Below are 23,289 nucleotides of genomic sequence, written 5' to 3'. Positions count from 1 at the left end.
TCGATAAGGTGAGGTTCTCCATCGGCTTAACCCTCGCTTCTGGTTTTGGGGTCGATCGCATCGCGCAGCGCATCGCCGAGAATGTTGAGTGCCAGAACGGTGAATAGGATGGAGAGCGACGGAAACACGATGAGCCACCAGCCGTTCAGAATATTGTCGAACCCCTCGCGGATCATGCCGCCCCATGTCGGGGTAGGCGGGCGGACTCCGAGTCCGATAAATGCAAGGGCTGCCTCCGTGCGAATAGCGGACGCCATCCAGAGCGAACCGACAACGACTATGTCGGACAGAATATTTGGAAGGATATGGACACCCATTATGCGAAATGGCGTGAAGCCCAGGGACCGTCCCGCTTCGATATATTCGCGCCGCTTGACGGCAATGGTAGGTGCCCTTGCCACGCGGGCGAATGGCGCGGTTTCCGTAATGGCGATAGCGATGATGAGATTTTCAAAACTGGCACCGAGCATCGCCGCCACCATGAGGCCCAGCAAAAGCGTCGGGAAGGAAAGCATGACGTCGACCAGCCCCATGACGAGTTGATCGAAGACGCCGCCAATATATCCGGCGAGAATACCAAGCGTGGAGCCCACGATCATCGCCGCCAATACCGACAGAAAGCCGATCGCGAGGGATATGCGCGCCCCATACAGCAATCGCGATAGGACGTCTCGGCCGTAACTGTCGGTGCCGAACCAGTGGTCCACGGATGGTGGTTGCAAGCGGCTCAGAATACTCTGCTGCAACGGATCATACGGGGCGACGAGCGGCGCGAAAATCGCAAGCAGAACGATAGTCACGATTAGACCGATGCCGATCCAAGAGAACTTGTTGCGATAGAGTGCATCGAGAACGGGATTTTTTTGCCTGCGTGGCGGCGAAGTGTCAGCAGTGGCATCGGTCATTTTGCGTAGCTCACTCTTGGATCAACGAGGCCGTAGATCAGGTCCGTGATTGTATTGACGAGGATGACGAAGGCCGCGAACACGACCATGAGGCCTTGCAGCAAGGTGTAATCACGTGATTGCAATGCGCCGAGGATCAGCTTTCCAAGGCCCGGCCGAGAAAAGACGATTTCAGTCAGCACCGAATTTCCGATGAGCGTGCCGAAATATAGTCCGACCACGGTGACGATGGGGATCCAGGCATTGCCGAGCGCGTGCCGCAGAATGACCGTTCGGGAATGCACACCCTTGGCGCGGGCTGTTCGAACGTAATCCTCACCCATCACGTCCAGCATGGCCGAACGGGAAACGCGAGTGATGTAAGCGGTCATTATGAGGCCAAGATTAAGCGCGGGCAGCAACAGGTTGCGCATATGCGTCAGCGGATCGCTGGAGGCACGGCTCATAACCGGCAGCCATTGCAGCCATACGCCGAAGGCCAGAAGCAAGAGGATCGCCGATACGAAGCCCGGGAAGGAAAGGCCCAGCAGCGACAGAACGCGGCTGACGTAATCGGGCCATCGATTGCGGCGCATGGCAGCTACGACACCTAGTGGGACACCGAAAAGCGTTCCGATCACCAGGGCAGAAGCAGCCAATTCGAGTGTATAGGGCAGCACAATGGCCACTTCCTCCAACACCGTGCGTCCGCTCACCATGGATCGGCCGAAATCGCCACTCGCCATGTTTGTGATGAAGGAGACGTACTGAACAGCGAGAGGTTGATCGAGGCCGAGTTCGGCTCGCATTGCTGCCAGCGTTGCCTCATTTGCACGATCGCCCAACATGGCGACGGCGGGGTCGCCAGGTACAAGGCGAACGAGCACGAAGACGACGCTGAGCATTGCCAGAAGCGTTGGGATCGCCAGCAGGATCCGTCGAAGAATATAACCAATCATGGCGCGGGCCTTCTGAAGCTGGGGCGGGCGAGATCGACTCTCTGAGCAGCTTTTCGGTCACGCCCCGGTACGGAGCCGCGATCCGCTAGTTCATGTGCCGACAGCAATCGGCGGCGCCTGCCTATGATTGCAAGGAATGCGGGTCTCATCCGGCCTTCTCCATAGTCTCGAGCGACGCGATTTCTCCGAGGGTGACAGGCTTGAGCGGTGGGCGGATATTGTAAAAGCCGACCTCTTCAACGGGCACTTCGTGCACGTCGGCGATGATCCTCTGAACGCTGTAGCCGCATTGCCGGCCTTGGCAGGGTCCCATCCCGCAACGCGTCGCCGCCTTGACTGCGTTTGGATCCGGCGCACTGTTTCGTGCCGCGGCCCGGACGGTCCCCGCAGTCACTTCCTCGCAACGGCAGACGATCACGTTGTCAGGAATTCTGTGCGCAGGTGGCAGAAAAAGCGCGTCCAGAAAGGGGCGGATTGCAAGTGCCTTCCGCAGTCTCTCGTCGAGCCTTTTGCGACGACCCATGGCCTGCGCATCGCCGGTGACGCCGAGACGACGCGCCGCACCCAGCGCCGCGATCTCGCCTGTTATGGTGGCCGCCAGCCATCCACCAATTCCGCCTGCATCTCCTGCCACGTAGAGATTTGCACGGCTGGTCTGCCGCCATTCATCAAGGCGCGGCGTCATGCACATCTGTTGATTGTCCCAGTCGTGAATGCAACCGAGCGCGAGTGTTTCGTGAATGCGCGGCACCACGCCTTCATGAACAAGAAGTATGTCTGCCTCGGCCTGCTGCGCGCCCGAACATGTCGTCCAATTGACGAATTCCAGACGCCGCTCGCCCGAGGCGTGAAAATTCTCAACGCGGCCGACAAGCCTGGTCTTTCCAGCGACCTCACGGCGCCAGCGCAGGCCCTTTGCGAGACTCTTCACGTCCTTGAGAGCGCGAGGCAGATGTGACAGCGCGGACAGGGCTGGCCGTCCGGATGTGTCAAGAAAGCCCTCGACCGCCACGTTAAGGTCCATCAACTGCTTTGCGTAAAGAAGTGGCAGAGGACCGGCCCCGGCTATCCAGAGCTTGCCCTTCGGCAGCATGTTTCCCGACTTGAGAAGTATTTGGGCCGCGCCTACGCCCATTACGCCCGGCAGCGTCCAGCCCGGAAAGGGCACCGGACGCTCCTGTGCACCGTTCGCCAGTAGCAGGACCTTCGCGTTGATCGACCACGCCTTATGGTCAGCCGTCAGGAAAAGCGTCCAGCCGTCCTCAATCTGCCAGAGTTGCGTCATCGGCAGATAGTCAATTCGGGCGTTTCTGAACGACTCTACGAGTTGCGAGCCCTTGCTATAGTCTGCTCCGAGAGCGCTCCAGACCGAACTGGTCTGATTTCGCTCGATGCTCCGCCATATCTGTCCGCCGGGAGCCGGCTGCTCGTCAATGACAATCACCGATAGACTAAGGGCGCTCAGTGTGACCGCCGCAGCCATGCCGGATGGGCCAGCGCCAATGATCGCGACATCGTAAGTCATTGGCCAGTGCCCCGCGGGCCGTTTTGACTCTCGATCCGCATGCCCGGCTGAACCGGGATCATGCATCCCTGCACAGATGCAATCCCGTCCACTATAACCAGGCACTCGAAACAAACCCCCATCTGACAATAGGGCATGCGCGGTTCATGGCCGACCGTGGACAGACGGGCGGCACCCGGCACCCTCAGAAGTACACTGGCCACCGTTTCGCCGTTCCAAGCTGGCGTCTCAATCCCGTTGACCAGAACCGTCATGTCAGAAGGCTGCCCCGGCCCCTCAAGCAAATTCCTGAACATCGAACCTCTCATTGGAAAAATCTGGAAGGTCCGAAGAGAGCCGCCCCGAGAGCATCGCCGGAGCGACAATGTCGGCATGAGCGGCTGCAAGAGTGACGCCCGAATGGCAGACAGCAGCGAAAAGGCCAGGAAAACGCTTCGACTCCGCATAGATTGGGGCCCCGTCCGGGGACAATATCCGCAAGCCGCTCCAGTGTCGGACAAGCCTCACTCTCGAGAGCGCAGGGACAATCTTCAACGCGCGGTTTGCAAGTTGCCGGGCCGAGGCGACGGTCACGCCTCTGTCCTCGGTGGCTTCCTTGGTCGCACCTATCATGACGGTGCCGTCGGCGGTCTGTCGCAAACCGCTTGCAGGATAGGGAAGCAAGGGTTGCATCCGCTCGGTCACGAGAATTTGCCCGCGGCTTGAATGGATCGGCACCGAGAAACCGAGCGGCGCCACGAGAGCAGACGTTCCGAGGCCCGCAGCGACTATGACGCGTTTGGCCGTGAAGGTTTCATTCTCCGTTCTGACAGTGAAATTTTCCGAGGCCGGCTCTATCCCTTCAGCGCGATGGCGATAAAGGATCTTACCGCCCAGATTGGAGATAGCGCGATGCAAAGCAGCGAGCAGCTGAAGCGGATTAACGTGCCCATCAAACTTGCAATAACTCGCGCCCGTAACCTCCGGGCCAAGTTTGACGTCCGGCATCATTTTCTCGAGTTCGGATCGCGAAAGCATGACGGTCTCGGTCACCGCGCCCTGATTGTGCATGCGCTGTAGAAGCGCCTTGCGCTCCTCAAACTCGTCGTCACCCAGGCAGATGGTCAGTCCGCCAGGTCGCGCATAGTCGACAGGGACCCGGCTTTGCGCCGTCACATCGGCAAGGAAGTCTGGCCAAAGCTCCGAGCTTTGCAGGGTGAGACGATTATAGGCGGGGACGTCTGCGCCCTTGCCCTGGGTCCAGACCAATCCGAAATTTGCACGCGCAGCACGAAAGTCGCTGTCGGCCCCATCAAGAACCACCACCGAGCGTCCGGATTTGATTGCACCGTAGGCCAATGCCGCGCCTACGATACCACCTCCAATGACCAGAACGTCTGTCGACAAACTAACCCCCTTGATATCGTTGAATACCGTATGTTTAGGAGATAGAAAGTCAAAGTCGTTTATTTGCCACTCGTATTCTGAAAGGTTATGGCCATTGCGAGATCCCACTCTGCGCCAACTCGAAGCACTTATGGCTGTGGTAGAGACAGGAACGGTGAGCCAAGCGGCAGACCTCCTACGCATTTCACAGCCCGCTGCGAGCAAGCTGCTTCAGGATCTTGAGGCCAATACGGCTTTGGAGCTCTTTGAAAGAGAAAGCGGACGGCTGATACCGACCGGCCGCGGCATGCGCCTCTACGAAGAAGTCGAGCGGATTTTTGGAGGCGTGCGGCAATTGGCACGCGCCGTCGAGGCGATCAGGCGGGAGGAACGCGGGCATATTTTTGTGGGCGTCATGCCCGCTTTATCGGGAGCCTTTGTCACAAGAGCACTCGCGGCTTTTCAGAAAAACCACCCCGATGTGTTTATCACCATCGAGTCCAGAAGCTCGCAGTTCTTGACCGATGCGGTTCTGTTGCGCCGGCTCGATATTGCTTTGGTCATCAGCAGTATCGAACACCCCTCTATAAGCGTCGACACATTGAAAAGCCCGCCAGCCGTAGCCGTTCTGCCAGAAGGTCATCCGCTGATGGCAAAGTCGGTCCTTCGGCCTGCCGATTTCGAAGACACGCCCTTTGTCGCATTTTCGCCGACAAGCATGATGCGGAGAAAGGTAGACGCGGCGTTCGAAGAAGCCGGTCTGAACTGCAATATCGTTATGGAAGCAAATACGGCCCCAAACGTCGCCGAGTTGGTTGCCGGTGGTATGGGCGTTACTGTCGCGGACCCGCTAGCGATGGAGATTGTAGCAGGCCGGGTCGTGGTTCGCCCTTTTCTGCCCGAGGTGAGCTTCGAATATAGCCTCATGCGCCCGGTGAGGGCGCGAAACAGCGTTCTGGTCGAAGATTTTGTGAGACACGTGCAAGCGGCTGCTGCCGATACAAAAGTTCTGGCGTGAAAAACAGATACCGGTCGAAGCCTCCAATCCCGATTTGGAAGATTTGGCTTCGACCGGCGTCTTGGGAGCCTGCTATTGACGCGTCAGCGTCGTCTCCTCTGTAATCAGGGGAGCCAGATTGAGAGCGCCTTTCAGTTCGTAACCGTAGTCGAGTGCAGCGTTCCTGACCCATACCTGCTTGAGGCTGAAGAGGGGGACCGAGCAGACCTGGTCACGAATCTTCTTCTGTGCATCCGCCCAGTACGCCATTCGTTCGTCATCAGTTGTCGCATTACGCGCGGCGGTGATATCGTCGTCGCCCGCGTCGCAGTGAGCAAAGTTGGTCACCGCCGTCGGCTTTCCGATCGCCGCATCGGAATGATAAAACTGGCTGAGATAGCTATCCGCTACGGGATAGCGTGCTGCGCCGTAGAAGACCACGTCGCTCAGATCCTGACGGATTTGTTCGTGGTATGTCGGGTGGTCGACGACTTTGAGCTGGAGGTCGATTCCGACATTGCTCAACTGCGCTTGAATGACTTCCATGATCGGCAGCTGCGAAGAGCTGGACGAGGAAATCGAATTCAACGTCAAACCATCTTCGAAGCCTCCTTCCTTGAGCAATTGCTTCGACTTTTCCGGATCGAATTCGTAGGGCTGATCGCAGCTCTCTCCCATATATCCAGTCGGCACAGAGGAACATCCTTTGGGGCCAACGTCCGAACCGACAAATTCCACGATCTGGTCGAGGTCGACAGCGTGCGCGATGGCCTGGCGAACCTTGAGGTTATCGAGCGGCTCGTGCGTCATGTTGAGGAAGAGCGTACGATATTCGCCGGGATCGAAGATATCGACCACCGTGTTGTCCCACTGTTCGGCTTGGTCGACCCACATCTGCTCTCGCTTACCGTAGATCAGATCCAGTTCGCCGGAGCGGAACGCGAGTTCCCTGCTGGAATCTGATGGGATCAGATCAAACTGAATGTCGTCGATCTTCGGCGCGCCACGAAAATAATCGGGAAAGGCCTTGAGATAGACAGCTTGCTGCGTCACGGCACGGTCAAACATGAATGGCCCGGTGCCGATCGGGTTGCTGTTGAAGTCGCTCCCCTTTTCCTCGACAGCTTTTTTGCTCACGATGTTTCCGCCGTGATAGTCGGCGATAAGTCCGAGGAAGCCCGGCACAGGTTCGTTCAGAGTAATTCTGACAGTAAGAGGATCGATCGCTTCGATCGACTCCACACTGGAGAAATCGCTCGCAAAGGATGAGGCTTCCGTGTCGGCAGCCCGATTGAGGGAAAAGACGACATCCTCTGCGCTCAGCGTACCGTAATCGCCATGGAACTTTACGCCGTCGCGCAATTTGAACGTCCATTCCAAGCCATCGTCGGAGCTTTCCCAGCTCTCAGCAAGGTCCGGTTCGATCGATGACGGATCGGCGCTACCCGGCGCAAATCGAACCAGCCCGTTATACATCCATGAGACCAGCGCCAGATCGGCGGTCGCAGATGCTCTGATGGGATCAAGGTTGGTTATATCGGCCGCGTTAATGCCAACGTGTAGTGTTTCTGCGAGGGCGGCGTGCGGCGTAGCGACGCCAGCCATAAGGGATAGACCTAGTGCGGCAAGGGTGTTTCGAAGCGGAATATTGTTCAACTTGACCTCCTGTTTGATCAGCCGCCTCCATCAAAGAAGTCGAATGTATAGCTGTCAAAGTCGATTTTTTGGATGCCCTATTCTAAAAACTTATATAGCCCTTCCCTGACGCTTGGCGCCGGTCGCGCAGTAAATGCGGAACGTTCGAGCAATCTATCGCGCTGGAAGGATGTCTCGATCAATCATCATATTACGACGGTCTTGACTGACCTCGCCACCTTGTTCGGAACGTCATAGCCGCCTTGATCGCCACGAAGGACACCCGGGACACGCTCTCGAACCATTCGATGTGGCGTCCCGTCCGCCAGAGGTCTCGCGCATCTGTCCGACTGGAAGAAGAGGCAGGCTGATTTCATCTTTGTATCGCCACGCATATCTTCCAGTACGATGCGGATCTTGCCCTCGGCAGAGAAGCGGCGCCGTGTCCGTCGTCCTTCGACACCTCTTCGGTTTGCCTGCCTGACCGCTCGCGGACGCTATCCAATCAATGTCAGCCAGCCTTCGCAGTTGGGCGGCCGAGCGGCAGGAAGATCGGCGTTTCGCGCACATAGGCGTCCCACGCTCCATTGTGCCGCGCTTTCGACTGTTTCTCGTTTTTCGGTATCGCATCGGCGAAATACTGCGCCAGATTGACCAATGGCGAGATCAGGCCCCATGGCCAAACCGAAACGATGGCGAACGAGCAGTAGATCAGAAAATCGCCGAAATAGTTGGGATGGCGCGACATCCCCCAAAAGCCGCGCCGCAGCAATTTGCCCTGGTTCGCCTCTTCCTGCTTGAAGCGCCATTTCTGCAGGTCGGCGCCCATATGGAAGACGGTTCCGAGCCCATAGCAAAGGAGCGCCGCGCCATCGAACCAGCCAAACCCCTCCGTCCTGTCCATCGCGGCAAAGAAGGGCAGGGGATAGAGCCAGCAGAAGACGGGGACCAATACGAAGGGCAGACCAATCAGCGCACTGCGCGGGCTTTGATCCTTCAGTTTCGCCGCGCCGGTGGCGTTAAACCAGACCAGCAGCGTGTAGAGCATTCGTGCGACATAGATGGCGACGAGCAGGCAGATCCCGATCCGCCGCCACTCCGCTCCCGCTCCATACCAGGCGAGGATCAGCGTGGCGGGCAAAAGCGAAAAGAAGCCAAAGGCGAACGGCCACTTCGTATCGCCCGTCCGGATGGCGGCGATAACGCCCAGCACGATGAAGAGAATGGTGTTGGCGATAAGAAGCCAGATGGGCTCCGATAGGGTAGGCATTGTGTCATCTCCTGAAATTGATTGGGGCCGGCGCTTCAGTCTCCAGCGTCAGCGTAGTTTCATGCCTTGGGCGACGATTTCGCGCTGGATCTCCGAACTGCCGGAAAATATCCGCGAGGGCATCGCATCGTTGAGAAAGCGGTTGACGGGGTGGCTGGCGGTCATCGCTTCGCCGCCGAAGATCTGCATGGCGTCCTTGCCGATCTGCACCGCCGATTCCGAAATCCAGATCTTGCCGAGGGCGACGGTTTGCTCGCAAGGCTTCCCCTGATCGTAAAGCCAGACCGCTTTGTAGAGCAGCAGCCGCGCGGTCTCTACCCGCAGCCGCATGTCGACGAGGCGGTCGGAGATCGCCTGATTGGCGCCGATGGCGCGGCCGAATTGCGAGCGGTTACGCGCGTGATCCAGACAGAGGGAATAGATACGGTCCATCGCACCGAGATAGATGGAGAACAGGCAACTGCGTTCCCACACCATGCTGTCGTGAAAAAGGGACGCTCCCGCACCTTCCGGCCCGATGCGCATATCACCGCCGATGCGGCAATCGTCGAAATGTACGCTACCCCACGGGCTCGAAGCGAGGCCGGATTTGGTCTCCTCCGGCGTGATCGTTACGCCGGGTGTGTCGGTCGGGATGACGAAACAGCTGATGCCGAAAAAGGAGGACGCCGGATCGGTTCGGGCATAGGTGACGAGAACGTCTGCGACCGGCGCATTGGTGATGAACCGCTTCGTGCCGTTGAGGATGTAGCTGTCGCCATCGCGTTCGGCCCGCGTCGCCATGGCGAAGACATCCGATCCCGAGCCTTCCTCGGAGATCGCGTTGGCTGCGATCAACCGGCCCGTTGCGAGCGGCTCGAGCCAGCGCGCCTTCTGGTCCGCCGATCCCCCGCGCCAGAGCGGCACGACGCAGGCGAAGAGGTGCGCGCAGAGCGAAAACAGCAGGCCGAGATCGGGGATATGTCGCGCCACGGTTTCAAAGCTCTGCACGGTGTCCAGAGCGCTGAGGCCGGAGCCGCCGAACTCGTTTGGCAGCGGCAGTCCGGCAAGACCCATCGCTGCCAGCCTGTCCCAGAGAGCGCGGTCGAAATCAGGCGCTCGCTGATGGGTGGTGCGGGCGAAATCCTGGGCGAAGCGCTCGAGATGGGCGTTACGCTGCATCTGATCGGGTTGAGGGGCGAAATCCATGATCTCTCTCTAGCTGGCCGCCGTTGCGGCGGGCGGACGGTAGGTGACGAGTGCATCGGTCGGGATGCGAGGCGATGGCGGAGCTGGCTGAAGCGCTTCGCCCACCCGCGCGATGAAGACGGGCTGGCCGGAAAGTCCGAGCGCCTGTCGCAACGCCTGCCGGGCGTCTGGATGCTGCAGCAGGACGCTGAGCGGATGCAGGCACAATCCCTGCCGCTCGGCGGTGAGCCATATCTCGGCCAGTCTGTTTCCCGTTTCGACCAGATCGAAAAATTCGGGCCGCGTGTCCTCTGCCACGAGCACGACGAGCGCCGGGGAGCCGAAGGCCAGCTCCGCCAGGCTCCGCGCCATGGCGCGGGGAAGCCCGAACGGGCGCAAGAACTGCATCGTGACAGGGTGCAGCACGATTCTCATCAGTGATCGACGCATGGGAGAGAGCGGGCCAAGGATCGACTCGATGGAGAAGCCGCGCCCTTCGTGCAGTGCTGAAGCTGGTACGAATTTGATGTGAGCGTATGTCTCCGACCAGGCGGCGAAATGGGAAAAGTCCTGTGCACCATACCGTTCGAGCAACCCGGCGACGCTCTGACGCAGGACGGCATCCTCAAGCAATTGGACCGAGGCCGCCGTGCCGATGCCCAGACCGGTCCATTGACGGGTCTGCAAAGCCTTGCGATCCGATACGGTCAGCAGACGCGGGGAGAAAGCGCCGCGGCTGGTCCGGCGTGCCCTGATCTCGTCCGTTCGTTCCTGGACCTTCTCCGGCTTTCGCGATGGGGCCGGACCAACCCTTATCGTCAGCGCGGTGGGGGGATCGGCGCTGACGCGATATGGCACGCCCGCCGAACCCAGCTCTCGACAGAAAGTTCCGGCGAAAAGGCCGAGACTGATCGCCATTTCGTCATCCAGCGCATCGAGAGCGCGCAGACGCGCCGTCTCGTCGAGACGGATATGGACATGCCGCATCTCCATGCTGTTCAGCGGCTCGATTTCGACCTGCCAGGGCTGGGAATTGTGAGAGGAGGGCGCCCAGCGGGCGGTCGCGGCAGCGTTCCTGATAGCGGCTATCGGATCGGTCATGCCGCCCTCGCTTCGGGCAATCGACGAGCGGAGGCGACCGCGACGGCATGGCCGCGCCAAAAGCCGGCGAAGACACCGGAAACCGGAAGGCCGTGCTCGCGCATTTCCATCGCGCCACTACAGTTCCAACCCCGCCATTCGATCTGGCGGATTTTGGTCAGGTTTCGCGCCCGCCGCGCTTTCAGCACGGCCTCCTTGGCGCTCCAGAGCAGCGTCAGCCGGGGATCATCGTCAGGGCAGGGGCCAAGCAGGCGAGATTCAGTAGGTGAAACAAACTGTTGGATTACGGCAGGAGTGAAAGCCCGCAGCCGCTCAATGTCGATGCCGATGGGCGTATCCGAATGGGCAGCCGCCGCCATCGTACCGGAGTGCGAAATGGTCAGACAGCCATCCAGCGGGGACTGGACTGGCCCGCTGCGTCCATCGTCCGGCAAGACCGGCAATGTCCGAAATGGTAGCGGCTCCAATCCTCTCTCCAGCCGGTCGGCCTGAAGAGCGGCCTTTGCGGCCATCCGCCCTGCCAGCCATTCACGACGCTTTCGGGCGAGCGGAAAACCCCGCCACAACGTCAGTTCGTCGCGCGAAAGAACGTCGCAGGCGTGCGTCTCAAGCGCTCCTGCCGTCTCATCGGCGAAGTTCAGCAGGAAGACGGTTCGGCCGCCGAGCCGGATTTGTGAGAGGACGGGCGCGGTTGGCATTGTCAGGGCGACCGTACGTAGCCTTCGCCGAGCCGTGTGCCGATGATCTCCTCCTGGACCTCGGCCATGCCGGAAAAGGCCGCGACCAGGCTATCGAAAACATCGGTCCGCATGTCTTTCTCGAAGGCTTCAAGCGATGTCACGGTGATCACTTCGAAATAGTCGAAATCGGCACCCGGCTCCGCGCGCTGTACGGAGAAAGCGACGAGGCTCGGCAATTGTGGGCATGCGGCGTAGTCGCTTGTCTGCACCCAGTCTTCGAAACGCTCGGCGTAGGATTGGGCGAGAAGTCGGATCTTGTGGACGATCAGTTGCATTGTGTCTCCGAAAACTGTTGCGTCGGGGGCGCTTCGACGATGGCGTGAAAATTGGTGCCGCCTGTGCCGAGTGTGTTGACCGCGGCGCGGCGCGGCGCCGGGCCGTCGGCCCAAGGCTGAGGCTTGTCCGAGAGCCGCCAGGGTCCACGTTCGAGGCCGAGATCGGGGTGGACCGGGCCGCGCAGGATGGTCGGTGGGATTTGGCCCGTTTCCACCATGCAGAGTGCACGGATCATCCCCGCCATACCGGCAGCGGCGAAACTGTGGCCGATCATCGATTTCACCGAGCCGAGGCCGGTGCCGGCCCTGTTTTGATGATCGAGCGCGCAATGTCTGACCGGCTCGCCGTAGACGGCGTTGAGGGCCTCGATCTCGATCCGGTCGCCGCGGACCGTGCCGGTGCCGTGGGCCTCGACATAGGCGATGGTGGACGGTTCAATGCCGGCATCCTCCAGCGCCCTGCGCATCGCCGAGATTTGGCCACGCGGATCGGGCGCGGTGAAGGAAATGGCGTCTGACGAGCCGCCGATGCCGCGTATCACACCCAGAATGTTGGCCTGTCCGGTCTGCGCATCCGAAAGCCGCCGCAACACCACCGCGCCCGCGCCGTCTCCGGGCGAAAAACCGTCGGCCTCTTCGGTGAAGGGGGAGATACGTTCACTCGACAACATGCGCTGCGCCGAGCACAGCGTCAGATCGCGCGGATTGTTGGGAAGCTCGGCGGCCACGACAAGCGCCGCGTCGCAAAGGCCGAGTTGCAATTGCCGCATGGCAATGTCGAGCGCGGCGAGTGACGAGGCGCAGGCGCTTTCAACGGCGATGCCGGGCGCATTCAGTCCAAATTCGGCGGAAAGCCGCCTGGCCGTTTCGGCGGGCAGGAGGTCGGCAAGCGGGATTGTGGGGGAGGGCGTGTCGCTTTCGGAAAGATGAAGAACTGAGGCGAGTTCCGCCTGATGGCAGATATTGGAATATTGCCGCTCCGCGCCGGTGCATAATTGTGCCGCCACAACGACAAGCCAGCGTAGCGGGTATGGCGATTTCGACCCTGCTGCCACGCCGTTCTGATTAAGGGCTTCGCTCGCGACCGCGAAGGCAAGGCTTTGGCAAGGGTCCGCACCGGTCCCGCCCTCTTGTGCGTCGTGCGAACCCGGCGTGCCGCTTTGTTCAGCCGGACGCAATTCGCCACCGATCTCTGCATAGCTGGAGAGGGGGATGGCTTTGTTCTGGTCGAAACACGTTTGGCGCGGCAACGCCTTTTCGCTCAGGAGACCGATGCCGTCACGGCCCGCCTTGAAGGCATCCAACACCGCTTCACGTCCGATGAACGGGCCGTAGCTGGCGCCCAGCCCGACAATGGCGACGGGCTCCCGAATAACCGAAGCAGCCAAGTCGGCGCTGACAGGCGCACTTTCTTGCCAGGGTGCGGGACCGCGGAAGCGAAATGCCCAACTCCGCCCGTAAAGGCTGCGACCGACAATCGTGGCCGACTGGCCGTCAGCGAGGGATGGCAGGGCGTTTGCCAGGGCCCCGGCACCGGCATGCGCCAGTCCGAAACCTTCAGGCGATGGCAGGTTCAGCGCTTCGGCGCTGGCGGGGCAGGCGGCTTGCACCCGGTCGGCGGGAAGCGCCTCGACGAGCGTCTGCAAATCGGCCCTGCGGTTCTCCGCATCCGGGCCGGATGGGTCGGACTGCCGGCTCGCGAAACCATCGATCACCGCGAGGATTGGGTCCTTGTCGCGGCGCACGTCATCGAGCCTCCTCAGGACGAAGACGCTTGCGCCTTCGATCAGCGGGATGCCTGCGCCAATCGCATCGGCCAGAGCCAGCGCCATATGAGCACCCTCGAAGCGCTGGCCGACCGCGACGAATACCGTGTCCGACGCACCCGAATGGAGGCCGAGCGCTGCCGTTTCGAACGCTGCGAATGTCGTTGCCTCGGCGCTTTCCAGCGCAAGGATGCGGCCATGCGCGCCGATCTCCAGCCCGATCCGCGCGGCAATGATGCTGGCCATCTCGCCGACCTTGTCGTGGGTGGTCGATCCGAAATGCGCCTGAAGCAGCCGCTTCTTGCGAACGATGGTTTCGGCGTCGGACACGCTGAGCGCGGAGACGCCGGCGACCTTCAGCGCATTGCGCAATGTCGCGTCGAAACCGCCGCATACGCCGACAATGACATCCGTGCGGTCCGGATCGTACCGGAACGCCGCTTCCTCGGCGTTCCCGCACATCGCCTCGCGCGTCAGCGACAGAAGGTTCAAGGTCAGCGCGGAGACAGCCCGCTCGAAGATCGGTGGAATGCGAAAAGCCGAAGCAGGGACAGGGGACGGTTCGAGCAGCCGCGCCTGCATATTGGCCGCCCTTCGAGCCACCCCTGGCGCACATTTGGCCAGCCGATGCGGCGGAAATGGCGCCATCTCCGCCGGGCGATGATGCGCGGCCGCGACGATGGCAAGAGGCTCCAGAGGCATGGCGTTCATGCGTCTTCCGCCTCCTCCATCCTGCGCTGCTCCGGGGCACGAAGGAACTGATCCTCGGCGATGTGGGTCAGCTGCCGCATGTCGATCTTGCCGTTGGGATTGAGCGGCAGGGTGGACATGATCTTGAAATGGCGCGGCAGCATATACCGGGGCAGAAGCGTGCGGAGGTGGTTGAGGAGGTCGATCGCGTTCGGCGGCGACCTGCCGGCTTCGCAGGAAACGAAAGCGACGAGATCGCTGCCGCGCGGCCCGCTTATGTGAATGGTTGCAGCCTGGCGGACAGATGGGTGACGCACGATCGCCGCCTCGATTTCACCGAGTTCCACCCGGTTGCCCTGCATCTTGACGATGCGGTCGATGCGCCCGTGATAGTGCAGAACGCCATCGCGAGACGAGACGATATCTCCGGTGGCGTGCCGCCCGGCGCGATGGCTGGCCCTGATGGTTTCGTCGGCAACGTTGAGATAGCCGGGCGTGACCAGCGATCCCTCCACGACCAGTTCGCCTTTAGCCCCCTCTGCCACCGGTAGCCGGGTTTCGGGGTCGAGAATATGGGCGATCTGGCCCGGCAGCGGCTTGCCGATCGGCACCGGTTGGTCCCCCGCAAGATCCGCTTCGGTCACGCGATGGGCGGTGCAGACATTTGTCTCTGTCGGGCCGAAGAGATTGTAGAGGGTGCAGCCCTCTGGCAGTTGCGCCGCCAATGCCTGCAGATCGAAGATCGGAAACACCTCGCCGGCGAACAATACCCGGCGGAGAGTCGGTGCGACATCTGGACCGAGGAGTCTTGCGCGGGTCAGCATCGTCAGGATGGACGGAACGGCGTAGATCGTCGTCACGCCATATCGGCCGATGCCTTCGGAGATCGCGGCGATGTTGGATTGCTGAGGCGTTGGGATCGGCCAGACGGCGGCCCGCACTCTCGCGGCGGCAAAAAGGTCGAAGGTCGATAGATCGAAATGGAAGCTGGCGTGATTGGCGATCACGTCATCGGCTTTCAGGTCGAACTCGCTGACGGCCCAGCCGACAAAGGCATGGAGATTGCGATAAGAGAGCTGAACGCCTTTCGGCACGCCGGTCGAGCCAGAAGTGAAGAGAACCGTCGCCACCGTGTCGGGAAGCGGCGAGAACGGCTCGTGCGGGGCATCTGGAAGTGCGCCGAGGCGGCTGGAAGACACAGGCAGCCCAGGCGTCGGTTGGGTCGTGTCGCCATCGGCAAACAGCACAAGGCGAAGGCTGTCCGGCAGCGCGCCAGGCAGGTGGGAAAGGAGATCGGGGTGCGCCACCATGACCTCCGGATCGGCCTCCCGGAGGATTTGAGCCGCCCGCGCGCTCGGCTGACAAGGGTCGAGCGGGACATAGGCCAGCCCCGCTTCCAGCGCGCCCCATATCGCCGTAATGAAGTCGTTCCCCTTCAACGTCCAGATCGCCATACGGGCGCCGGGTTTGACGCCCGCTTGCTGGATGCGCGCCGCGATCCGGCACGCCTGCTGATGGAGCGAGCCATAGGTTACCGTCTCCGGGCCAAGGAGGGCGGGGGCGTTGGGAAAGCGCGCGGCGCTCTCCCGCAGGCCGTCGATCACGGCGAAATAAGAGAGGTCAGACATGGGTTTGCACTCCGACTTCTTCGGCGCTGTCGATGACGATCTGCGCGGCCAAATCCAGATCTTCCAGCGTATGCTCTGAGGTCACGGAAATCCGCAGCCGCGCATCGCCTACCGACACGCCTGGAAATACGACGGTCTGGCAGAACATGCCGCGCGCCCGCACCGCACGGCCCATTTCCAGTGTCTTGCGGTCGTCGCCGATCACGATAGGCAGGATCGCGCTTTGGGTTTCTCCCAGATCGAAGCCGGCCTTGAGCAGCTTACTCTTCAGATGACCGATATTGCGCCACAGCGTTTCGATGCGTTGCGGCTCGGACTTCATGATGTCGATGGAAGCGATCAGCCCTGCGGCAACATGGGCCGGAATGGTCGCGGCGAAGACGTAGGAATTGGCGTAGAACCGCAGATATTCGACCACATCGGCGCGCGCAGCGACGAACCCGCCCACACCGGCGAGGGTTTTGGAAAAGGTGCCGAGTTCCAGATCGATCTGACCCTTCATGCCGAAATGCTCGCTGGTGCCGGAGCCGGTCTTGCCGAGGACGCCGGTCGAATGCGCATCGTCGACAAGCACCTTGGCATCGTATCTGCGCGCCAGTTCCACCACGCGGGGCAGATCGACGATGTCGCCATGCATGGAGAAGACGCCATCGGTGACGATCAGCCGCCCCCCATCGGCGTCGGCGCTGCGCTCCAGCGCCCGTTCAAGTGCGCCCGTGGTGTGCTGATAGATGCGCCTTGACGCGCCGGAAAGTTTGCAGCCGTCCTGAATGCTCATATGGTTGAGGGCGTCGGTGAAGACGATGTCCCGGCTTCCCATCAAGGCTGAGATCGTTCCGACATTGGCTGAATAGCCGGACGGAAAGACGATCGAATCCTCGGTGCCCTTCAACTCGGCAAGTTTACGTTCCAACTCCTTGTGCAGCACATTCGAGCCGCCGATCAGGCGGCAGCCCGTATTGGTCGCGCCATAGAGGCTGGCCGCATCGCGTATCGCCTCGATCACGCGCGGATCGTTCGCCAGACCGAGATAGTTATTGGACGCGAACATCAGAAATTCGTTGCGTTGGCCGCTGACCTCGTCATGGATCACCGCGCGGTTCTGGCACGGGCTTTCGAGCGGCATGCCGTACCAGTAGAAACCGGCGTCGCGCTGGGTTTTGTAAAATGAGTCAAATGCCTCGACCTTATGGAACAGGTCGCGGTGAGGCACGTCGGCGAAGTCGCGCATGGTGCGCGTTTCAGTCGTCGGCGCAGGAAATGTCGGCGTCTCCTTCGGCGCGTTGTGCGGCGTCTTCAGAAGCATGTCGAGAAGCTCGCCATCCGCAGCCGTCTTGTCCTTTGCCGTAGGCGGCGCGGGGACGGGGCGGCCATCGAGCGCGAGGACGAGTTTGCGCGCCAACTCGCTGATCGAGACGGTGCCGGAAAGCTTGCCGCTATCGGCGGACAATCCGCACCGGGCCAGAAGATCGGCGGTGATTTCCAGTTGGACAATGCTGTCGATGCCGAGATCGGTCTCGAATTCGGCGTCGGCCGCAAGCTGATCCAGCGGATAGCCGGTCTGCTGTTGTACGACGTAAAGCGTCAGGGCTAGGGCGTCCTCGAACTGCGTGTCCTGGAGCGTCGTCTGAGTATCGGTCATCTCTTTGTCTCCGTGTGCGGTGGTTCAGGCAGCGGCGCTGGAGGCCAGAAGATCGTTCGTCATCCGCACGATGGCGTGGGCGCTGGCGAAATTGTCGGGCTTGATCTCGGTCAGCGGCACGGTGACGCCGAACTCGGCCTGAATGATTTCGATGAGGTCGAAAAACGTACTGGAATCCAGAATGTTGAGTTCCAGCAGGGGCGTGTCGAGCGAGAGCTGTTCCTCAAGGCCTAGCGCGTAGTTCTCGTTGAGAAGCGAAAGAATTTTCTTTTCCATGGCTTGTCGGTCTCCTGGTCAGGGTTTCTCGCCAATGAGCAAGGTGCGCGGTCCTTCCAGCGGCATGGCGCGCACATTTGCGAAGCCTGCCTGGCGGAAGCGTTCAAGATATTCGGCGCAGGTGCTTTCGATGCCGCCGTCGGACGAAACGAGCATGTTCAGAGACAGAAGCGCGACGAAGGCCGGGCCAGCCTGGTCATCGAGAAGCGGCGTCTCGCTGGCGATGAAGGTGGCGCCGGATGGCAGCGCGGCGAAGATGTTGGACAGGATGCGCTTTTGGGTCTCGACGCCGTAATCGTGCAGCATCCAGCCCATATGGACGAGGTCTTCATGAATTTCGGGCAGGTCGCCGGCGATCACGTCGCCCTCATAGACGGCTATCCGGTCGAGTTGTCCGGCGGCGGACAGTTCCTGTCGCATATGGCGCGCGGCTTCCAGCAGATCGCAAACGGCGGCGGTCAGGTGCGGATGCGCTGCGATGACCTTGGCCGGCAGCGCGGCGCGGCCCGATCCGATATCCAGAAAGCCTTTGTGACGGCTGAAGTCGTAACCCTTGACGAAATTTTCGACGAAAGGGTCGGCCAACACGCTGAGAAAAGCGTGAAAGTCCGCCACGTCCTCGGGGTCGGAATAGAGGATCTCGAACCAGTCACGGCTGTCGTTAAACACCGCCGCGCGCTGGTTACTGTCCTGCCGCACCGCATCGGCGCATCGGCTCCATAGCGGATAGAGGAATTTGTTGGCGTGGCGCGCGAGCGTGCCGAGATATTGCGATCCGTCCCGACGCAGACAGGCTTCCATGCCCGGCGCCAGACGATAGCGCTCGCCGTCGCGAATGACGAAGCCGAGTGCGCTGAGCGCGATCAGCATTTGCCGCCCGGATTTCTCGGCCAGTCCGCAGCGCTCGTATATCTCCGCTTCGCTCGCTCCACCATCGCCGATGGCGTCAAAGATGCCGAGTTCGAAGGCAGCGATGAGCGCCTGGGCGTTGAAGAAGGACAGGATGGTCTCGCCAACCCGCGCGAGGTTGTTTTCCATGGGTAATCTCAATTCAGGAACGTTGACATATCGCGGCATGTTTCTTCGAAGGCCGTGGCGAAGCGTCCGGCCTGTTCGTGTGTGAGGATCAGCGGCGGCTGAAGGCGGATGACGGTCGAACTGTTGGCGGTCAGGAAGGTGAGGATCGCGTGATCCTGCGCCAGCTTCGTCACGAACCGCATACAGAACATTTCGCCGAGCGTGCCTTCGAAGTGGCGCATGGCGTCCAGCAGGTTCTGGCGGATCTGGTCCGGCAGGAACTTCCACGTCATGTGCCAGTCGCCCGGCAGTCGCGTTGCGAATTCATGCGCGCCGGCAGCCACAGCGCCGCTGAAATCGCTTTCGAACGCCACCGCCAGCATCATGCCCTTGCCGCGTATTTCGCCGATGAAGGGGAAATTGACGGCGACCTCGCGAAGCCGTGTGCGAAGGGATTCGCCGACATCGAGCGCATTGGCGATAATCGCGCCGTCCTCGAACGCGTCGAGCGTTGCGAGTGCCGCCGTCGCGGCCATGTTTCCGCCGCCGAAGGTGGAGCTGTGGGCCAGAAAGCGGTCGCTAGTGCCATAGGCGCGATCCCAGATATCGGCCCGCGTCAGCGTCGCGCCGATCGGCATCAGGCCCCCGGACAGCGATTTCGAAAGGCACAATATATCGGCCTGCACCTCCTCCCATTCGCTGGCAAGGAAGCGGCCTGTCCTGCCCATGCCCGTCTGTATCTCATCGAGAATAAGGAATGCGCCGTAGCGGTCGCAAAGAGTGCGCGCACTTTTCAGATAGCCGTCTGAGGGAACAAGAACGCCGCCTTCGCCGAGGATCGGCTCCAGGATAAGTGCGGCGACATCGCCGCCACGCAGCGCATTCTCAATGGCATCCAGATCGTCGAAAGGCACAGCCTCCACGCCCGGCACGAGCGGTCGGAAAAAGCGCTGGTGCTTCTCCCGCCCGGTCACGGAGAGCGCGCCGAGCGTCTTGCCATGATAGCTGTTTTGGACGTGCACGATGCGGTCGTGCGGCGAAGCGGCGCGTGCGAGCTTCAGCGCCGCTTCGACGGCCTCGGTGCCGGAATTGGAGAAGAAAACCCGTTCCAGACCGCCGCCGACCCGCGCGCTTAGTCTCTCGGCCAGAAGCGAGGTCTGCTTCGGGAAGGAGACATATTGCACGAAATTGGGGTTGTCGCCCGACAGGAAATCTTGAAGTGCGCCGGTGATGGCGGGCGGGTTGTGGCCGAGATTGAGGCAGCCATAGCCGGCCACGAAATCGAGATAGTCGCGCCCTTCCGTATCGGTCAGCACGGCGCCCTTGGCCTTTTCGAAAACCCGGTCGCAATGGAGCATCTGGAGGAAATCCGCCAGATAGGGATTGATATGGCGGCGGAAACGGAGCGCCGTATCGTGATGTTCGCGCGAGCGCAGATCGCCAGCCGAAGGGGACGGCGTCGGCGCGCCGCCGTTCAACCGATGGCCGTTGCAGTGATAGCGTCGAAGGCTGGCGACGTGTGCCGGCTCGATCCGTCTGCCGTAGGAGGCAAGGGGGTCAGGCGCAAAGCCATGGCGCTGTGCGATCTCGCCGATGGCCAATACTTTCTCGGTTTCGAGCGTACGACCGATTGAATAGATTTCGGCGCGCTGTTCGAGCGCCAGGATCATCGTCTCGGCAAGGCAGGCATTGAGCTGCTGCTTGATGGAGAGGTTCAGCGACTCCCCGCCCATCCGCACCTTGTCCGAGGCGGTGACGCAGCCACCATCGACAATGAGAATGTCGTCGCGCGTCGCCGCATCGTGCTCGGAAACGTCGCGGGGCAGCGCGACATCGATCACGATCGAACCCGGCAGAAGACGGCTGGGGTCGATGATGCCGCCCGCTGAAGTGGCCGCGATGAACAGCCGGTCTTCGCTGTAGAAATCCCCGATATCGCCGCTGAGCCGCACCCTGTTATGCCAGCGCTCCGGCAGATGCTCGAGCATGTCCTCAGCGCTGGCGCCGGGGCGGTGGACAAGGTCCAGTTCGAGGCCTTCCTCAAGCAGCAGCCGCGCGATGACCAATGCGATGGAGCCGGGATAGCCTACGATCGCGACGCGGTGGTCGTTCGGCCGAAGCTCCATCCAGTCGAGGATCTGGCAAAGTGCGCGATAGCCGGCATAAGCGGTCAGCGAGTTGCCGCTCGTCACCGGCACGGGGCTGGCCGCTGCGACATCGGCGCCGCGGCGTCCGACGATGGAGGTAAAGCCGCCGAGCCCGACAATATCGACACCTTCGCTGGCATAGATCTCCGCGCCCTCGATCACCCTGCGCAGGCTGCCGGAAGGGTCTTTCAGCATCTCCTCGGCGGTGAGCGGCAGATAGCGGACCTCGCCCTTCGCCTCGGAGCCGTTTGCGCTGACGACCCTGTCGAAATTCATGAAGGGAACGAGATTGCTGCGTGACCATAGATCGCGCGAATAGCCGGACTGGAAATCGTGCGAACTGCGCTGCACGAGGTCGAGCATCTTCACGTACCGCTTAAGGGGCGGCGAGGTGGGATGGGCGATGAAGCCAAAGCGCATGTCAGATGCCCTCTCGCGCAACGCGCATCGGCTTTGGCCGCGCCTGCTGGTGCTGCTGCCAGCCATTCACATGGGCGAGCGACATCCCATCTCCTTCATTGTTATGAGCCAGATTGACAGTGAACAGATTGATGCGTCCGCGTGTTCGAAGGGCGCGATGCATGGCTTCGCGGTCGAACAGGTCGATGGTACGGGTCACGACGCGATAGCCGCACATGTCCCGGTCCGATTCCGGCGTGGCGATGTTGAGGACGCGCATCTGCCGCGACGTTCGATTGAACAGGATGCGCTCCTGATAGGAGTTGATCGCCGACAGGCCGCTATTGGACAGCACGAAGATCGAGATTGTCCGGTCGCGTCGCGGCCCGCTCGACAGGGCGTTTTCCAGAAGGCTCGGAAGAATGTCGGGCACCAGGGCGCGTGCGCCGTCTCCCGCAAAGGTCAGCAGATCGGTCGGGCAGGTCCGCGCCAATGCGAGCGTCGCCATATAGGCATCGCCCATAAGCGCGCGCCCGTACCAGCCCGAAAAGCCGGTGCGCGTTTTCGGCAGATTTCGGATCGCCGAGACGCCGCAGCGGCCGACATCGTAGAGCCCGGTGAAATCATAGCCCTCGCGCTCGATCATATCGGTCAGCAGGCGCCCGAGCGCGCCGAAGAAGTAGTTCGGCGTCATCGGCAGCGAGGGCAGGCAGCTCGAAAGATCCTCATGTCCGTCACGCGCCGCGGCGATGGCGGTCAGCCTTTTGGCCCGCAGATCGGGCGGCACTTCAAGCCGGCTTTCCAGCGCCAGAAGCGCATCATGCGGATCGGCGACCAGCGCGATGTCCGCGAAGGGAGCGATCAGGCCCGGCTCGTCGATCACCTGCGCGATCTGAAATTGCCGGTGTAGTTTGGCCTCGGTGAAGGGTGTGACGACCTGGGAAATCTTGTCGCCCAGAAAGATCAGCGCCTGGCTGTCGCGCGGCGCGATACGGCCGTCGCAATGCAGGAAGCGGTACACCGCGTCGCTGAAACCATAGACGCTGAGTGTTCCGAGATGGTTGGGGCAGGGCGCGCCATCCAGATGGGTCGGCACCGTGCCGGGATGGATGATGCTGTCGACCAGCGCGATCCCCGCCCGGTCTGCGATTGAGACCAGCAGGCGCATCGTCTCCGGCCGCAACCTGCCAGGCTGGAGAAGTAGCCGGGACGGCCCCGAATTGATGAGTTCGAGGAGCGGGACAAGCGCGCTCTCGTCAGGCTTCGGCGGGGCAGGCGCAGGTATGGAGGGTGCCTCGGCCGTTGTCTTCTCCGCCGCCTTGACGTTGAGCACCTGCTGCGTCGCCAGAATGAAGACCGGGCCGAGGCTCTCGTCATAGAGGCGCAGCGCGCGTTCGACCCCACGTTGCAGGTCGGCGGGATCGTCGAGATAGACGTAAGGGATGCGCCGGGCGCGCAACATTTCTCGGCTGTCGTTCTCCGGCGTGATGGTCGACTGAAAGGCGTACCACTGCGCCGGCTTCTGCTCTGCGCAGATCACGAAGCCGCGGGCGCGCGCTTCGCACAAATTGGCCAATGTGCCGCGAAACTCATCGATCATGCCCGATGTGATGATGGTGACGGAGGGCATCTCGTAGAGCTGCCAGTTGGCCATCGCGCCGCAGGCCAGAGAATGCTCACTCGGCCCTCGCAGAACAGGAACGCCGCGCTCTTCCGCGAGTGTCTCGAAAGCCGAGATCAGGCTGGAGACAAGCGAGCCGGTGTAATATTGCAGCGTCCAGCGCCGGTCCGTCCGTTCATCGAGGA

At 61.4% G+C, this 23,289-nt stretch carries 19 protein-coding genes; 1 reads left to right on the top strand and 18 read right to left on the bottom strand.

Annotation, left to right across the window (positions count from 1 at the left end; all coding sequences use genetic code 11):
• Positions 1 to 26: 26 nt before the first annotated feature.
• From D8780_RS14660 to D8780_RS14640, 5 genes are all read right to left on the bottom strand, one after another.
• A complete protein-coding gene (locus tag D8780_RS14660) occupies positions 27 to 905 on the bottom strand; it encodes an ABC transporter permease (RefSeq protein ID WP_121646622.1) in 879 nt (292 codons plus the stop codon).
• Positions 902 to 1,843 (bottom strand): ABC transporter permease, encoded by a 942-nt coding sequence (locus tag D8780_RS14655; protein WP_121646621.1) that lies wholly within the window; start codon positions 1,841 to 1,843, stop codon positions 902 to 904. The genes D8780_RS14660 and D8780_RS14655 overlap by 4 nt, the downstream gene beginning before the upstream one ends.
• Before the next feature lie 145 nt (positions 1,844 to 1,988).
• Positions 1,989 to 3,368, bottom strand: coding sequence for an FAD/NAD(P)-dependent oxidoreductase (locus D8780_RS14650; protein ID WP_121646620.1), 1,380 nt, complete (start codon positions 3,366 to 3,368; stop codon positions 1,989 to 1,991).
• Positions 3,365 to 3,622, bottom strand: coding sequence for a (2Fe-2S)-binding protein (locus tag D8780_RS14645; protein WP_245412423.1), 258 nt, complete (start codon positions 3,620 to 3,622; stop codon positions 3,365 to 3,367). Before D8780_RS14645 ends, D8780_RS14650 begins: the two co-directional genes overlap by 4 nt.
• Before the next feature lie 22 nt (positions 3,623 to 3,644).
• Positions 3,645 to 4,754, bottom strand: a complete 1,110-nt coding sequence (locus D8780_RS14640) for an NAD(P)/FAD-dependent oxidoreductase (RefSeq protein ID WP_121646618.1) — start codon at positions 4,752 to 4,754, stop codon at positions 3,645 to 3,647.
• Between the two features lie 19 nt (positions 4,755 to 4,773).
• Between D8780_RS14640 and D8780_RS14635 the strand changes: the two genes are divergently transcribed.
• Positions 4,774 to 5,751 carry a LysR substrate-binding domain-containing protein gene (locus tag D8780_RS14635; RefSeq protein ID WP_245412422.1) on the top strand — a complete coding sequence of 326 codons (978 nt, stop codon included), beginning with the start codon at positions 4,774 to 4,776 and terminating at the stop codon, positions 5,749 to 5,751.
• Positions 5,752 to 5,823: 72 nt separating this feature from the next.
• Here the strand turns inward: D8780_RS14635 and D8780_RS14630 are convergent, their stop codons facing one another.
• The 13 genes from D8780_RS14630 to pigD all read right to left on the bottom strand — a co-directional run.
• The gene (locus D8780_RS14630; RefSeq protein ID WP_245412421.1) at positions 5,824 to 7,386 is read right to left on the bottom strand and encodes an ABC transporter substrate-binding protein; all 1,563 of its coding nucleotides are present in this window, start codon (positions 7,384 to 7,386) and stop codon (positions 5,824 to 5,826) included.
• A 490-nt stretch (positions 7,387 to 7,876) separates the two neighbouring features.
• Positions 7,877 to 8,635, bottom strand: coding sequence for a DUF1295 domain-containing protein (locus D8780_RS14625; RefSeq protein ID WP_121646615.1), 759 nt, complete (start codon positions 8,633 to 8,635; stop codon positions 7,877 to 7,879).
• A gap of 48 nt (positions 8,636 to 8,683) precedes the next feature.
• Entirely contained in the window at positions 8,684 to 9,823 is a 1,140-nt protein-coding gene (gene pigA / locus D8780_RS14620; protein WP_121646614.1) for a prodigiosin MBC biosynthesis dehydrogenase PigA, read from the bottom strand.
• 9 nt (positions 9,824 to 9,832) lie between these two features.
• Positions 9,833 to 10,903, bottom strand: a complete 1,071-nt coding sequence (locus D8780_RS14615; protein ID WP_121646613.1) for a nitroreductase family protein — start codon at positions 10,901 to 10,903, stop codon at positions 9,833 to 9,835.
• Positions 10,900 to 11,601: a 4'-phosphopantetheinyl transferase family protein gene (locus D8780_RS14610; protein ID WP_121646612.1), complete on the bottom strand. Its 702-nt coding sequence runs from the start codon at positions 11,599 to 11,601 to the stop codon at positions 10,900 to 10,902. Before D8780_RS14610 ends, D8780_RS14615 begins: the two co-directional genes overlap by 4 nt.
• A gap of 2 nt (positions 11,602 to 11,603) precedes the next feature.
• Positions 11,604 to 11,918 carry a RedY protein gene (locus tag D8780_RS14605; RefSeq protein WP_121646611.1) on the bottom strand — a complete coding sequence of 105 codons (315 nt, stop codon included), beginning with the start codon at positions 11,916 to 11,918 and terminating at the stop codon, positions 11,604 to 11,606.
• Positions 11,909 to 14,395, bottom strand: coding sequence for a polyketide synthase (locus D8780_RS14600; protein WP_121646610.1), 2,487 nt, complete (start codon positions 14,393 to 14,395; stop codon positions 11,909 to 11,911). Before D8780_RS14600 ends, D8780_RS14605 begins: the two co-directional genes overlap by 10 nt.
• The gene (locus tag D8780_RS14595; protein WP_121646609.1) at positions 14,392 to 16,002 is read right to left on the bottom strand and encodes an AMP-binding protein; all 1,611 of its coding nucleotides are present in this window, start codon (positions 16,000 to 16,002) and stop codon (positions 14,392 to 14,394) included. Before D8780_RS14595 ends, D8780_RS14600 begins: the two co-directional genes overlap by 4 nt.
• Positions 15,995 to 17,644, bottom strand: coding sequence for an aminotransferase class I/II-fold pyridoxal phosphate-dependent enzyme (locus D8780_RS14590; protein WP_121646608.1), 1,650 nt, complete (start codon positions 17,642 to 17,644; stop codon positions 15,995 to 15,997). The genes D8780_RS14595 and D8780_RS14590 overlap by 8 nt, the downstream gene beginning before the upstream one ends.
• A gap of 24 nt (positions 17,645 to 17,668) precedes the next feature.
• Entirely contained in the window at positions 17,669 to 17,920 is a 252-nt protein-coding gene (locus D8780_RS14585; protein WP_121646607.1) for a phosphopantetheine-binding protein, read from the bottom strand.
• A gap of 18 nt (positions 17,921 to 17,938) precedes the next feature.
• On the bottom strand, positions 17,939 to 18,958 hold the full coding sequence (locus tag D8780_RS14580; RefSeq protein WP_121646606.1) for a methyltransferase: 1,020 nt from the start codon (positions 18,956 to 18,958) through the stop codon (positions 17,939 to 17,941).
• An 8-nt stretch (positions 18,959 to 18,966) separates the two neighbouring features.
• Complete coding sequence (gene pigE, locus D8780_RS14575; protein WP_121646605.1) at positions 18,967 to 21,504, bottom strand: prodigiosin MAP biosynthesis aminotransferase PigE; 2,538 nt, start codon at positions 21,502 to 21,504, stop codon at positions 18,967 to 18,969.
• 1 nt (position 21,505) lies between these two features.
• On the bottom strand, positions 21,506 to 23,289 hold a 1,784-nt coding region (pigD, locus tag D8780_RS15775), incomplete at its 5' end, for a prodigiosin MAP biosynthesis protein PigD (RefSeq protein WP_121646604.1).

Origin of the sequence: Notoacmeibacter ruber (assembly GCF_003668555.1) — a bacterium.
Classification (GTDB): domain Bacteria; phylum Pseudomonadota; class Alphaproteobacteria; order Rhizobiales; family Rhizobiaceae; genus Notoacmeibacter; species Notoacmeibacter ruber.
The sequence above is the reverse complement of the archived record's forward strand: the minus strand, read 5'-3'. Positions and strand labels throughout refer to the sequence as shown.

Coding starts and splice junctions, on each gene's coding strand:
- pigE (WP_121646605.1), bottom strand. CDS start 21,504: ATGCGCTTTGGCTTCATCGCCCATCCCACCTCGCCGCCCCTTAAGCGG.
- D8780_RS14615 (WP_121646613.1), bottom strand. CDS start 10,903: ATGACCGATCCGATAGCCGCTATCAGGAACGCTGCCGCGACCGCCCGC.
- pigA (WP_121646614.1), bottom strand. CDS start 9,823: ATGGATTTCGCCCCTCAACCCGATCAGATGCAGCGTAACGCCCATCTC.
- D8780_RS14590 (WP_121646608.1), bottom strand. CDS start 17,644: ATGACCGATACTCAGACGACGCTCCAGGACACGCAGTTCGAGGACGCC.
- D8780_RS14650 (WP_121646620.1), bottom strand. CDS start 3,368: ATGACTTACGATGTCGCGATCATTGGCGCTGGCCCATCCGGCATGGCT.
- D8780_RS14580 (WP_121646606.1), bottom strand. CDS start 18,958: ATGGAAAACAACCTCGCGCGGGTTGGCGAGACCATCCTGTCCTTCTTC.
- D8780_RS14605 (WP_121646611.1), bottom strand. CDS start 11,918: ATGCAACTGATCGTCCACAAGATCCGACTTCTCGCCCAATCCTACGCC.
- D8780_RS14625 (WP_121646615.1), bottom strand. CDS start 8,635: ATGCCTACCCTATCGGAGCCCATCTGGCTTCTTATCGCCAACACCATT.
- D8780_RS14655 (WP_121646621.1), bottom strand. CDS start 1,843: ATGATTGGTTATATTCTTCGACGGATCCTGCTGGCGATCCCAACGCTT.
- D8780_RS14660 (WP_121646622.1), bottom strand. CDS start 905: ATGACCGATGCCACTGCTGACACTTCGCCGCCACGCAGGCAAAAAAAT.
- D8780_RS14610 (WP_121646612.1), bottom strand. CDS start 11,601: ATGCCAACCGCGCCCGTCCTCTCACAAATCCGGCTCGGCGGCCGAACC.
- D8780_RS14645 (WP_245412423.1), bottom strand. CDS start 3,622: ATGACGGTTCTGGTCAACGGGATTGAGACGCCAGCTTGGAACGGCGAA.
- D8780_RS14600 (WP_121646610.1), bottom strand. CDS start 14,395: ATGAACGCCATGCCTCTGGAGCCTCTTGCCATCGTCGCGGCCGCGCAT.
- D8780_RS14595 (WP_121646609.1), bottom strand. CDS start 16,002: ATGTCTGACCTCTCTTATTTCGCCGTGATCGACGGCCTGCGGGAGAGC.
- D8780_RS14585 (WP_121646607.1), bottom strand. CDS start 17,920: ATGGAAAAGAAAATTCTTTCGCTTCTCAACGAGAACTACGCGCTAGGC.